This is a genomic window from Enterococcus sp. DIV0167 (assembly GCF_050541555.1).
Classification (GTDB): domain Bacteria; phylum Bacillota; class Bacilli; order Lactobacillales; family Enterococcaceae; genus Enterococcus; species Enterococcus faecalis.
Window position 1 is genome coordinate 93889 of record NZ_CP172933.1, and the last position, 13371, is coordinate 107259.

Here is a 13371-nt window from a genome sequence, read left to right on the forward strand (position 1 = left end):
AAGACAAGAAGAAAACGTCAATAAGTAGGTGTTGATTACCTACTTATTGACGTTTTCTCGTTGTTTTTTAATAAATACTGCGTCAATTCTTCTGAAAATTATGTCCAAAAGGTACTTTTTTTGCTTTTTTTATCGTAAATAATAGATGGTTAGCTATTGATAGCAAAGGAACTACTACTTTTTTTAACAGTCAGTTAAAAAATATTGAGGGTTCTCACAAGAATTTTTCTATATAATAGAAAGAGCAAGGGAAGGAAGGCGGGATGAGATGAAAAAACGGATGGAACAAATTGAAGAAATTTTAAGTTGTGAAGAAAATAGTGCCGGTGTTCGCTTAAAGGAATTGGTTGAGGCTTTAGAATTAGAAGTCACAAATCAAAACTTGTTAAAGGTAACAAGTATCTTACATATGAATCCAAAATTTAAAAAAATTTATGCATACGAAGACAGTCGTGTTATTACGCTGTATCAACTTTTACAAAATAAGCCGTTGGAAGTAACGGAATGAAAAGTGGGAAACACATGAAGAAAACAATGCTCATTCTTCTATTTGGTTTATTGACAGTGGTGGGTCTACCAATGGTGACTGAAGCGGTTGAACCAGTTAACGCAACAGATACAACGATTTTTGGTGCGCAAGCGATGGTGCCTAATAGCACAGAGGATCAAACAGAGAAGTTACAGACGTTGCTGAGTCAGACAGCAAGGGAAGGACGGGCATTATTTTTACCACAGGGAAGTTATGCTCTGTCAAAAGATATTGTGATTTCTTCAAATTATCAATTAATTGGCGATACAACAGGAGCCACTATTTTACATAATGCTACAGGTGCACCGATTCAGCTAACAGACACAACGTACGGGACGAAAACCAATGTACGACTTCAAAATATTGCTTTTGACGGCATCAATGTGACCTTAAAATTGACGAATCAATTAACGCTAGCAAACAATATCTTTTATAATCCATTAAAAGGATTCGTGGTCAATTTAAATGCAGATATTGGCGTTAAAATTTCAGGTAATATTTTCATGCGAGACACGGCACATATGCAATCGGGAGGTGATTTTAACCGAGCGATTTACATTGGTGGTTATTCAACGCCAAGTCGCTTCCAGTATATGTCAGATGTAGACATCGTGGACAATCTATTTGGTTTAAAAGTGACAGAATTAGATGCGATTAAAAGTACCAGTCGTTCAGACTTAGCAGCGACTATTACACGTTTGCAAACAGCCATTGAAGCCGGTGCTATTTCAGTACCTAATGAACAAAATTATCTATCCACCGGGGTTAATTCTTTTAATATGTTGAAGGATGTAACTGTCCAACATAATTTTTTCTATTCACCCTATGATAATGAAAACTTGAATGGTCTAGTGGGAGATCATGCAATTTATTTCCGTGGCGCCCAAAACATCACGGTGGTGGGGAATCATTTACGTGGACTACAAAATGGTCCAGCTGGCGGATTTAAGTTTAAATCAGGTCGTAATATTACGATTATGAATAATTATTTGCGAAATACAGGCCTCATTATGTATGGAACACCAGAGATTGGTTTGGCAGAAACGCAAGCAGAGGGAGCTATTTCAGAATTATCCAACTGGCTAGTGGCTAATAACATTTTTGATTGGAAGTATTGGGACAATCAATATGCAATTGGGATGGAATACAATCGACATACAGGAAATAACAATGTGTTCAATGGCGTATTTATCAACAATCAGTTTGTTAACTACCATAATATTCCGCAAAATCGACGTCGGGAATTGTTAATCGCTAGTGGCGGTGGTTTCCGACCAGAAACGAGTTTTGTGAAAGACAATACTCGAGATGATGGCCTTAAAAACGGCCAATTATTGGTAGAAAATTGGACAGAGGAGGACTATCGCTTAATGCCAGCAACATGGGAATCGTTGGTTTCACCAACACTTTACGAGCAATATAAAAATACGCCAATTCCGGTTAGAAATACTTTAGCAACCCCTGTGGCTACAACGATTGTGCAAGGACAATCAATCGATCCGCAGCAACTGGTTGCTAATACAAATGACGCGGATGAAGCAGTCCCAGCCGCTAAAATCGTCAATCCAGAGGTCTTAAATGAAATCGGCCAACAAAAAGTGACTGTTCAATTAACTTATGAAACAGGTTCATTGGTAACAGTGAACGTACCGGTGACGGTAGAGGCTCCGGCAAAAAAGCTTGATTTGTCCCAGCTACAAACCGTTTATGCTTCGATTGGTGAAGCAAACCAATATACAGTTTACTCTTGGCAGCTATTCACTGCCATTGGGCCTAAATCAATTGTTCCTTCCTATTATCAGCAGGCGACACAATTGTTAGCAGAAGGTCAGGAGAGTCAGGACAAAACCCAAGAGCAAGTGGATCAGTTAACAAGTAATTTGCAATCTGCAATGAAAGTATTAGTCAAAAAAGCCGATATCACGCTAGAGCGTACAGAAGCAGAAAATGAACTTGCAAGCGTTCATAAATTAGACGAATCTGTATATACCAAAGACTCTTGGCAAGCCATGCAAGAAGCCTTAATAGATACAACAACTGGCGAAGGAAGCTATAAGCAGTTACAACAACTGCTTGCTTGGTCAGATGAAGAATTATTAGAGCCAACACTTGGTGGCTTTAAAACGCCTGCAGATGCACAAAAGCGTATTAACCAATTAACACAAACCATAAAAACGGCGTTACTTCTGTTAGTTGAAAAATCAACAGAGACAACTAGTAACACAAGCGAAAGCAGCACTTCAAGCACAACCAGTGAAACCAGTAATACCAGCGAAAGCAGCACCTCAAGCACGACAAGTGAAACCAGTAATACCAGCGAAAGCAGCACTTCAAGCACAACCAGTGAAACCAGTAATACCAGCGAAAGCAGCACCTCAAGCACGACAAGTGAAACCAGTAGTACGAGTGAAAGCAGCACGCCAAGCACGACAGGTGAGAGCAGTAGTACGAGTGAAAGCAACACGCCAAGCACAACCAGCGAAAGTAGTACCTCAAGTACGACAAGTGAAACAAGCAATACAAATGAAAGCAACACACCAAGTACAACCAGTAAAACAAGTAGTACCAGCGAAAGTAGTGCTTCAAGTACGACCAGCGCAACCAACAGTACAAGTGAGAGTAGCACCCCAAGCCCTGTAAACGAAAACAGCCAAAGTAAAGGCCAGAATTCTGTCATTTACGCGGTAGAGTCTAATCAAGATCCTAATGCCGCTCAAAGTAATTCAAAGCCCTCTGCCAAGGCTAATCAAACAAAGGAATCAGTAGCAGAAAACCAAGCAACTAAACAGATACAGACGAATCAAGAATCGTCAGGAACAGTCAAAAAAGCGGATAATACGACCAAAATTGCCAAGAAAAAATTCCCCAAAACAGGGGAACAATCTTCAACAGTTGGGAGCTTCCTAGGCCTGAGCTTTTTATCGTTAACTGCAGCAACCTATTGTTTTAAAGTGAAAAGATAACTCTTTAAAAACGGATAAGTAAACATCCTGAAACAAGAAATAGGACTTGTTTCAGGATGTTTTCATATAAAATTAAAAGAACTACAGTTTTTAGTGAAAAAATACACAAAAGTACTTGAATTTCTGTGATATAAGGGTAAAGTAAAGGAGGACAAAAAACAAAGGAAGTGAAATGTTTGTATACACCAGATGAAATTTTAAGTATTAGTATTGAAAATGGTCAGAAAAAAATTCAAAAGCCTTTGGTAGCAAAACTCATTTTAGGATTTATCGGCGGGGCTATGATTTCCCTCGGCTATTTAGCTTATGTGCGTGTTTCCGCCTCTATTCCAGCAGATTTAGCCAGTGTTCAAGCTTTAGTGGGAGCTGCGGTTTTCCCAATTGGTCTAATTGTTATTTTAATGGCTGGTGGTGAGTTAATCACAGGAAATATGATGGCGGTGAGTACGGCTTGGTTTGCTAAAAAGGTCTCTTTCAGAGAATTACTCGTGAACTGGGTCACAATTACATTGGCAAATATGGTTGGCGCCCTATTTGTTGCCTATTTTTTTGGCCATTATTTAGGTTTAACCAGTAGCGGCGCCTATTTAAATCAGGTTCTTTCTCTTGCAGAACATAAAGTTGCAGCAACTTGGCTTCAAGCAATTATTTCAGGTATTGGCTGTAACTGGTTCGTAGGTCTGGCCTTATGGCTTTGTTATGGTGCGAAAGATGCAGCGGGGAAACTATTAGGCATCTGGTTTCCAGTAATGATTTTTGTTGCAATTGGCTTTCAGCATAGTGTGGCGAATGCATTCATCATTCCAGCCGCAATTTTTGAAGGCGGCGTTCAGTGGGGGGATTTTTTCCGTAATTTTATTTTTGTTTATTTAGGTAATATCATTGGTGGTGCCATTTTTGTTTCTGGCTTTTACTATTTAAGCTATCGCAAACATTAAATCCATTTAGCAGATAAAAACCTACACAAAGGCTAAATGCCTTTGTGCAGGTTTTTTCTTTTTAAACAAAAAGGAAAACGGTTGAAAAATTATTGCTAGATTTTTAAAACAATGTTACATTAATGTTACAAAAAGATTTCTGGAGGTAACGAAAAATGAAAAAAATTGCTTTGTTCAGTATGTTAACGTTCAGTGTATTGTCTTTAAGTCTAGCAGGATGTGGAAACAAAAAAACAGCAAGCACAAATGATTCTAAGCCAAAGCAAGAAACAAAGAAAGCCACGCAGAAATCCTCTAGTCAACAAGAAATGAAAAGTAGTCATTCGTCTGTCACGGGTCAAAATTCTAATGTGACAGGGGAAAATCCGTCAGAAAATGCCACGCAGCCTTCTGCAGGAACTGATGGAACGAATGAAGTCCCTCAAAACCAAGCACCTGATACAAACATTACAATTACCAATGTTGTTTTCAATCCTGAAAGAAATGAAATTAATGGTACTACATTACCTAATGCAACCATTACAGCAACGGTAGTCGGTGATGCTTCTGCACAAGCAGGTGTTTTTTATGCGGATGCCAATGGCAATTTTACAGTAATTAGTCCCAGAGCGGGAGCGACTACTCAATTAATCGCAACCGTTGATCAACGGAATAGTGCACCTGTCCAAATTGACATTCCAAGTTCAGGACAAGAAGCAGCGCTTTCTTTTAGCAATATTACGATTGATCCGAAACAAGGAACAATTTCTGGTAAAACAGCACCGAATGCAACTATTTTAGTGTCACGTGCAGATGATGCGCGGGTGATTTTAGCAAGTTTTACTGCGGATGCCCAAGGGAATTTCACAGCCAGTAATTTAGTTCCCGGCACAAAAAATCGCTTAGATGTTACGTTAAATGGAGAAATAGGGACACCTTACTTGTTTGATTTACCAAATTAAAATAGAAGAGAAGTGATCAAAGCCACCAACGCTAGTTAGCGTTGGTGGCTTTGATGTTTTAAGCTTCTTCTTTTTTATGATTGCGGATATGTAAATAGATGGTATTTTTTGAAATACCTAATCGATCGGCAATCTTTATGACAGAATCTTTGAGATTAAAAATTCCTTGATCATATAAACGAATAACAATTTCTTTATTTTGATTCAAATGTGATACATTTGGATCGCTTTCTACTGCTTGTTTTACTTTTGTCAGTGAAGTAGTGATTAATTCGTCAATATTGTCAGAAAAATGTTCAGAATTTTTAAGCTCTTGGGACATATCATTTTGTTGTCCTGAAGGTAATAAGTCTTGCAAGTAATCAATTAATGGCATTTCTAAATGCATATTGATACAGATCAATCCAATAATACGATCATTTTCACCGATAACTGGAATGGTGGAAGATTTTAAAATAACCCCTTTTTGATTTTTATTGTAGTAGGGTTTCACAGCGTAATCATGTTCCGACTCTACTTGACTTAACATTTTTAACGCCATATCAGTAATGGGGGCACCTTCCTTGCGATTACTGAAATGGCCATTGATGACTTTGATAGCTGAACTTTCCAAATTTTCTAAACTATGAAGAATGACTTCATGGGTACTACCAAAGAAGTTCCCTAATCCATCAAGCATTAAGGCATGTGAATGTAAGATTTGTTTATCTACTTCACTTAAACGTAAATATGACTCCAAGTGATATCCTCCCCTACACTGAAATTAATTTTAGTGTAATACTTTTTTAATGGAAAAGCAATAAGATTCTTTGCGTTAAAAAAATACATTGACTAAACTTTTGTTTAGTCGTATACTCTGAATGTGGAATGAAATTTTTGTTACTCATTGTACTTTAGTTCATCGAAATGTTCGCTCATTCTTTCACTTGTTGAGCAATAAAAATTTTATTCAGGAGTACCATCCGTTATAAAAAAATATAGTTGGAGGCAAAGAAATGAAAACGTTATCAGGAATCTTGATGTTAGTCTTAGTTTTATGTGGCATGTCCCTATTCTCTTTTAAAGCACCGCGAGGGAAAAAATCTTTAAGTGCTTTGTCTGGTGCAGCTTGTGCCACCTTTCTACCAGAGGCATTTTTGCGGTATGCAGTAGGCGGCGTTTTTCATTTAGATTATGTGTCGCAAATTGGTGAAACTATGGGTAGTCTAGGTGGTTTAGCAGCTGGAGCTCTTGTGCCGCTGGCTTTCGGGATTAGTCCAGTTTTTTCAATTATTTTAGGTCTGTCATTGATTAAAGTCAGCTTGTTACCAGCTTTTATTACCGCGTATCTTTTATCTTTTGTTGTTGAGCAGATGCAAAAACGTATTCCAGAAGGGATTGACTTATTAGTCGTTATTTTAGTCATTCCAGTCGCTGCTTCGTTAGTTGCTGGTTTTATTCAACCCGTTGTATTAGGTGTCCTAGAAGTTATTGGGGGCACGATTTTAAGTGCAGTAGATGGCAATCCATATGTGATGGGCGCAATTTTAGGTGCTATTATCCCGATTGTTGGTATGACACCGTTAAGTTCAATGGTTTTAACTGCCTTGATTGGTTTGACTGGTGTACCAATGGCTGTCGGTGCGTTGACTTGTTACGGCAGTTCCATTGTCAATGCGGCGCTATTTAAAAAGTTAAAACTAGGCACAGCTTCAACTCCGTTAGCTGTGGCAATTGAGCCATTAACACAAGTCGATATCATCAGCTCCAATCCAATACCTATTTACGCAACGAATTTATTTTCAGGAATGGTTAGTGGTATTGTAGTGACTTTCTTTGGCTTAAAAGTACCTGTGACAGGAATGGCAACACCGTGGGCTGGTTTACTTGTGACATTAGGTAACAATGCCATTCAAACGACTTTACTAGCAGTAGCGATTATCACAGTGGTCAGTCTGATGTTTGGATTTTTAGGTGCGCTGGTCTTTAAACGTTACAGAATTGAAGCGGTGGATAATACACCAGAATTTGAAGGAACGACGGAAGTAACCAGTGAAAAAGAAAAAGAAGCAGTAAAAACCAAAGGAGGAGTTACGTATGAACACAGCTATGGCCATCAATAAACCTAAAAAAGTGAACAAAGTAATGAACTACAAAAGTTGTTTTGACATTATCGGTCCTATTATGATTGGTCCTTCTAGTTCGCATACAGCTGGGGCCTTAGCAATTGGCTTAGCGGCAAGAAAGTTATTCGGCGGAACGCCAGAAAAAATTGTGATTAAATACTATGAATCTTTTGCAGACACGCATAAAGGACATGGGACTGATTTTGCAATTATTGGTGGAATTCTTGGACTAGCAGCAGATGATGCCAACGTAACACAATCCATTGAACTTGCGGAAGAACAAGGAATCGAGATTCAATTTTTAGAAATGAGTGAAGAAAGTCCAGTGAAGCATGCTAATACAGCATGTGTGACACTCAGTGATGCAACGCACGAAATCCATTTAACAGGAATTTCTGTAGGTGGCGGTACTATCGAGGTGAAATACATTGAATTAGACGGTTTCAATGTACAACTACATGGTCCTTTACCTATTTTGTTAGTCATTAATCAAGAAGAGCAGGCGATGCAAGCTTTTAAAGATACGTTACAAAAAAATAATATTCAAGTGAATGCGGTGTCTCGTTATGTGGAAGGGAATCAAATTTTATTCATCTTTGACTTAGATTCGGCACCAATTTCCTCGGTGAAAGAACAATTGTTTTCACTAGATGACACATCGAAAATAATCTTATTATGATAGGAGTTTGACATATGTACCTTTCGATTGAAGAATTTATCGATAAAGCTGAAAAAACAGGAAAAAAAATCTCTGATTTGATGATTGAGCAAGAAATGGAGCGTAGCCAAAAAAGCTATGAAGAAATTTGGACACAGATGGGTCAAAATTTGGATGTCATGGATGCTGCTGTCAAACGCTCGCAAGAAGGAGCAGGCGTTTTTTCTCCTACTGGGTTAACGGGCGGTGATGCGGCACGTTTAAAAAAATACCGCGCAGCTGGCAAAACGTTATCAGGTGATTTAATGATGTCTGCAGTTCAAGCCGCACTAGGTACTAATGAAGTCAATGCAGCAATGGGCGTTGTTTGCGCAACGCCAACTGCTGGTGCAAGTGGCACCTTACCAGGGGTTTTAACAGCGATTAAAAATACCTTGAATTTAACGCGTGATCAACAAATTCGTTTCTTGTTTACCAGTTCTTTATTTGGGATGGTCACAGCCAACAATGCGATGATTGCTGGTGCTGTTGGTGGATGTCAAGCCGAAGTAGGCAGTGCTTCAGCGATGGCCGCCGCTGCAGCTGTTGAAGCGGCTGGCGGAACACCACGCCAATCTTCTGAAGCTTTTGCTATGGCTTTAGGGAATTTATTAGGTTTAGTTTGTGACCCAGTGGCTGGGTTAGTCGAAATTCCTTGTGTCAAACGAAATACAGTAGGTGCAGGCAATGCGTTAATCGCTGCAGATATGGCTTTAGCTGGAATTGTAAATAAAATACCAGCAGATGAAGTGGTGGAAGCCATGAATAAAGTCGGCCGTCAATTACCACGAGAATTGAGAGAAACGGGGTTAGGTGGCTTAGCTGGCACAGCGACTGGCCAACGAATGAAGAATGAAATTTTTGAAAAAGTAAAATTCACCATTGTTTAAAATTTAATCATGAAGAGGGAAATAAGATGCTGGATATGAAAAAAATTCGTCAAAATGTAGAAGTGGTACAGAAAAAGTTAAAAACACGTGGTGTGGACGAGGAAGTTTTATTACGCTTTTTGGCTTTAGATGAAGAACGGAGAGCATTACTTGTTAAAGTTGAAGAACTGAAAAAACACCGTAATCAGGTGTCAGGAGAAATTGCACAATTAAAGCGTGCACAAAAAGATGCTTCACAACAATTGCTAAATATGCAAGAAGTTAGCGAGCAAATTAAAGTTTTAGACCAAGAAGTTGTTCATTTGCAAGAACAATGCACAGCCATTGCAGAACGTTTGCCTAACTTACCTCATGAGAGCGTACCTGTTGGCGCAGACGAAGCCGCCAACGTAGAAGTTCGGCGGTGGAGTACGCCGAAAACTTTTTCATTTGAACCGAAACCACATTGGGAAATCGGTGAAGCCTTAGGAATTTTAGATTTTGAAAGAGGCGCGAAAGTATCTGGTAGCCGTTTTCTTTATTACAAAGGCTTAGGGGCTCGTTTAGAACGAGCGGTCTATAATTTTATGTTAGATCAACATGTTAATGAACATGGTTATACCGAGGTGATTCCTCCTTATTTGGTCAATAGCAAAGCAATGTTTGGCACCGGTCAGTTTCCTAAGTTCAAAGAAGATGTTTTCCAAGTTGCAGAAAGTGATTTGACGCTGATCCCCACAGCGGAAGTCCCATTAACTAACTACTATAATAATGAAATTTTAGAGGCGCAAGAGTTACCGATTTATTTTACTGCTTTAAGTCCTTCTTTTCGCTCGGAAGCGGGTAGCGCAGGCCGTGATACCCGAGGATTAATTCGTTTACACCAGTTCCATAAAGTAGAAATGGTTAAATTTAGTGATGCAGAACACTCCTATGAAGAATTAGAAAAAATGACCAACAATGCTGGAGACATTTTAGAAAAATTGGGCCTCCCTTATCGAGTGATTACTCTTTCGACAGGTGATATGGGCTTCTCGGCAGCGAAAACCTATGATTTAGAAGTTTGGATTCCGGCACAGAAAACGTATCGAGAAATTAGTTCTTGTTCAAACTGTGAAGACTTCCAAGCACGTCGGGCGTTGATTCGTTATCGTGATAAAACAGGTCATGTTCAGTATGCCCATACACTTAATGGGTCAGGACTTGCTGTTGGTCGAACAGTGGCTGCTATTTTGGAAAATTATCAAAATGAAGATGGCACCGTAACGATTCCAGAAGTTCTACGTCCTTATATGGGCGGTTTAACGAAAATAGATTAAAAAAGAAGGTTGATGTTGGGAACTGACCCAATAAACTGAGACAAAATAAAAAAGCACCTCTTGTTGAATTCACGTTAAAATGAATTTAACTAGGGGGTGCTTTTTCAATGGGAAATCGAGTGTCTTATCCGATTCACATCAAAGAAATGGCTATACAGATGAAAAAAGAGAATATTCCTGTAAAAACGATTATGGCAGAATTAGGCATTAAAAACAAAACACAAATTGAAACATGGTGGCGTTGGTACCGTAATGGCGAGAATCATCGTCTGGTTCAACCCGTTGGAAAACAATATGCTTATGGAAAAGGTCCAGAAATTCTATCAAATGAACAACAGCTTAGAAATGAAAATAACTATTTAAAAATGCATATTGAGGTGCTAAAAAAGTACAAAGAATTGGAAAGGACGTGGAGCCAGAAATATTTGTAGAATTAGTTAAAAAAATGAAAGGAAAAATAACCATTACTGCATTGTGTCAACTTTTCGGCGTTTCGCGAGCTACTTATTATCGTTGGACTCATCGAAAAGACTTAGGAAAGTTAACACCTCTTGAAGAAGCCGTTCGTCGACTTTGCTTCCAGCATAAGTTTCGATATGGCTATCGAAAGATTACTGCGTTGATTAATCAGGAATACAAAGTAAACAAAAACACCGTACAAAAGATTATGCAGAAATATCATTGGAATTGTCGCGTGAAAATGAAGAAACGCAGTAAAGTGGGACAACCTTACACGGTTGTCGAGAACAAGCTAAATAGACAATTTTCTTCAGACGCTCCTTTAAAGAAATTGGTAACAGATATTACTTATCTGCCTTTTGGTCAAAAGCAATTGTATTTGTCTTCAATTATGGATTTATACAATGGTGAAATTATTGCCTATACCATCGGTGATAAGCAAGATACGGCTTTTGTTCTGGATACACTTGATCAATTGCCCCAAACAACGGATTGTCTATTGCATAGTGATCAGGGCTCTGTTTATACTTCTTTTGACTACCAGAATCAAATAAAAGCAAAAGGCATTACCATGAGTATGTCCCGCAAAGGGACACCTTCAGATAATGCCTGCATCGAATCGTTTCATGCCTCACTAAAGTCTGAAACGTTCTACTTAGATGGGCTCACAAGTGAACCTACATCTATTGTAATAGAAATTGTAAAAAAATACATTACTTATTATAATGAAAGTCGAATTCAACAAAAACTAGACTACCAATCGCCGATAGACTATCGGAAATCAGCAGTCTAGGAAAATGCTTTTTTATTCCTGTCTCACAATCTTAGGTCAGTTCCGTTGTGACATCAACCTTCTTTTTTAATTCGTTAAATCCGTTAACCAATGCCCAATTTCTTGAAAAACTGTTGCTTTTTCCGTTTCTAATAAAATTTCATGACGCAATGTGGGAAATAGTCGTAACGTCACGTGCTGAAAACCTGCATGCTTTAATTGCTTTTGAATTTTCGCTGGCCCCTTGCTGAAATCACCAACTGGGTCTTCAGCGCCACTAATGATTAAAATAGGCAATTCTTTTGGGATCGCTTGGTACCAATTCCTTTGATTGGCTCGTTTAACAAGCGAAAAAAGGGTAGCAAAACCATTGTTGGTAAATACGAAGCCCATTAATGGGTCATTTTCATAGTCAGCCACATTGGCTTGATTTTTAGAAAGCCAATTAAAGGAACTTGCTTCAGGAAATTTTTTGCTAAAAGAACCAAATGCCAGCTTATCAATGAACGGAGCTGGTTTTTTCGGCTGTTTCTCGGCCATTTTTTTAATAAAAGGCAATGCGGCGGTTAAAGGTAACGGACTTGTTCCAGTGCCCATGAAAATGACTCCTTGCATAGTCACAGGATAGTCTTGCAGATAGTTGCGCAAGGCGAAAGACCCCATGCTGTGACCCATCATAAAATAGGGCAATTGTGGATAGTGATTCATAGCCCATTGTTTCACTTGATGAATATCTGTAACGACATTTTCAGGCCCTTGTTCTCCAAAAAAACCATAGATCGGTGCGCTTGGTTGTACAGATTCGCCATGACCTAGATGATCATGCCCAATTACGGCAAACCCTAATTGATTTAAAAAACGAGCAAATTCATCATAACGTTGGATATGCTCTGCCATGCCGTGAATCAATTGAACTACGGCTTTGGGTGAAGGACAGGGCCAATGACGTACATTGAGCTGAGTTTGTTGATCGTTTGAAGTGAGTATGAATTGTTCAGTCATAAGAAACCCTTTCTTTGCTTTTTGATTATTATACAAAAAAAAGACGGTGTTCAAAAGAAAAATTCATGAGAAAACGCCTCAGCTTTCACTGAGACGCCTTCTTTTATTTATCTTTAATAAAATAGCAATGATGTCAAAAAATAGTCGATTTTACTAAGTGATGAATTATGGGTGGTACAAATACTGCTGGAAATAGTTGTTAACTTCAAGGGCATCTTCTTTATTTTTTGAAAGAATTAAGATAGTATCATCCCCAGCGATGCAGCCCAAGATATGAGGGTTGTGGATACGTATGCGATCAATTAAAACCCCAATGGCTTGCCCGTTGCCAGGTAAGACGGTTAAAAGATTTGTGAACTCTATTTGTGTTAAAGAAACACCAGTTTCAATAATAATGTCAACAAGACGTTCTTCATCTGTTTTATATTTTGGACGAAGGGCAGAATTATTCAAGATACGATAATAGGCTTCTCCTTGACCATTGTCTACTTTGTTTAAATTCAGCTCACGAATGTCACGAGAAATAGTTGCTTGTGTGGTGTGAATATTTTCTTTTTCCAATAATGCTAGTAATTCACTTTGTGTATGGATTTCATTTTCTGTGACCAATCGCTTAATCATCGTTTGGCGTTTTAATCGGTTCATTACTTTCCTCCAGTTCAGTTAATCATGCAAAAAAACATCATTGCTGTTATTTAAAACGGTGCCAGTAATTCCCTAAAATCACTGTACAACGTTTTACTAAATTGTGCAAGTCTCACTTTTTTGAATGCGAAA

The 13371-nt window shown here is 38.6% G+C and carries 12 protein-coding genes; 9 read left to right on the forward strand and 3 right to left on the reverse strand.

Annotation, left to right across the window (positions count from 1 at the left end; translation table 11 throughout):
• The first annotated feature begins 268 nt into the window (after nucleotides 1-268).
• The 4 genes from IGM09_RS00395 (at nucleotide 269) to IGM09_RS00410 (ending at nucleotide 5371) form a co-directional block, all read left to right on the forward strand.
• Complete coding sequence (locus IGM09_RS00395; RefSeq protein WP_002356115.1) at nucleotides 269-508, forward strand: hypothetical protein; 240 nt, start codon at nucleotides 269-271, stop codon at nucleotides 506-508.
• Nucleotides 505-3492 (forward strand): glycosyl hydrolase family 28-related protein, encoded by a 2988-nt coding sequence (locus tag IGM09_RS00400; RefSeq protein WP_430619683.1) that lies wholly within the window; start codon nucleotides 505-507, stop codon nucleotides 3490-3492. The genes IGM09_RS00395 and IGM09_RS00400 overlap by 4 nt, the downstream gene beginning before the upstream one ends.
• Before the next feature lie 176 nt (nucleotides 3493-3668).
• The gene (locus IGM09_RS00405; protein ID WP_002389593.1) at nucleotides 3669-4430 is read left to right on the forward strand and encodes a formate/nitrite transporter family protein; all 762 of its coding nucleotides are present in this window, start codon (nucleotides 3669-3671) and stop codon (nucleotides 4428-4430) included.
• Nucleotides 4431-4585: 155 nt separating this feature from the next.
• On the forward strand, nucleotides 4586-5371 hold the full coding sequence (locus tag IGM09_RS00410; RefSeq protein ID WP_010713639.1) for a lipoprotein: 786 nt from the start codon (nucleotides 4586-4588) through the stop codon (nucleotides 5369-5371).
• A gap of 58 nt (nucleotides 5372-5429) precedes the next feature.
• Here IGM09_RS00410 and IGM09_RS00415 read toward each other — a convergent pair whose 3' ends face one another.
• Nucleotides 5430-6050 (reverse strand): helix-turn-helix transcriptional regulator, encoded by a 621-nt coding sequence (locus IGM09_RS00415; protein ID WP_002383467.1) that lies wholly within the window; start codon nucleotides 6048-6050, stop codon nucleotides 5430-5432.
• Between the two features lie 316 nt (nucleotides 6051-6366).
• Here IGM09_RS00415 and IGM09_RS00420 point away from each other — a divergent pair, with 316 nt between their 5' ends.
• From IGM09_RS00420 to IGM09_RS00440, 5 genes are all read left to right on the forward strand, one after another.
• Entirely contained in the window at nucleotides 6367-7473 is a 1107-nt protein-coding gene (locus IGM09_RS00420; protein WP_002383466.1) for a PTS sugar transporter subunit IIC, read from the forward strand.
• Nucleotides 7460-8155 (forward strand): L-serine ammonia-lyase, iron-sulfur-dependent subunit beta, encoded by a 696-nt coding sequence (gene sdaAB / locus IGM09_RS00425; RefSeq protein WP_002387470.1) that lies wholly within the window; start codon nucleotides 7460-7462, stop codon nucleotides 8153-8155. Before IGM09_RS00420 ends, sdaAB begins: the two co-directional genes overlap by 14 nt.
• A 14-nt stretch (nucleotides 8156-8169) precedes the next feature.
• Nucleotides 8170-9063 carry an L-serine ammonia-lyase, iron-sulfur-dependent, subunit alpha gene (gene sdaAA, locus IGM09_RS00430; RefSeq protein ID WP_002356122.1) on the forward strand — a complete coding sequence of 298 codons (894 nt, stop codon included), beginning with the start codon at nucleotides 8170-8172 and terminating at the stop codon, nucleotides 9061-9063.
• A gap of 26 nt (nucleotides 9064-9089) precedes the next feature.
• A complete protein-coding gene (gene serS, locus IGM09_RS00435) occupies nucleotides 9090-10361 on the forward strand; it encodes a serine--tRNA ligase (RefSeq protein WP_002361511.1) in 1272 nt (423 codons plus the stop codon).
• 107 nt (nucleotides 10362-10468) lie between these two features.
• Nucleotides 10469-11613, forward strand: a protein-coding gene (locus IGM09_RS00440) for an IS3 family transposase (RefSeq protein ID WP_113826046.1) whose coding sequence is annotated in 2 segments (ribosomal slippage) — nucleotides 10469-10742 and nucleotides 10742-11613 — 1146 coding nt in all. Because the reading frame shifts where the segments join, the coding sequence is not laid out codon by codon here.
• A 66-nt stretch (nucleotides 11614-11679) separates the two neighbouring features.
• Here IGM09_RS00440 and IGM09_RS00445 read toward each other — a convergent pair.
• Nucleotides 11680-12630 carry an alpha/beta hydrolase gene (locus tag IGM09_RS00445; protein ID WP_016614437.1) on the reverse strand — a complete coding sequence of 317 codons (951 nt, stop codon included), beginning with the start codon at nucleotides 12628-12630 and terminating at the stop codon, nucleotides 11680-11682.
• 129 nt (nucleotides 12631-12759) lie between these two features.
• Nucleotides 12760-13239, reverse strand: coding sequence for an arginine repressor (locus IGM09_RS00450; protein ID WP_002356125.1), 480 nt, complete (start codon nucleotides 13237-13239; stop codon nucleotides 12760-12762).
• Nucleotides 13240-13371: the final 132 nt, after the last annotated feature.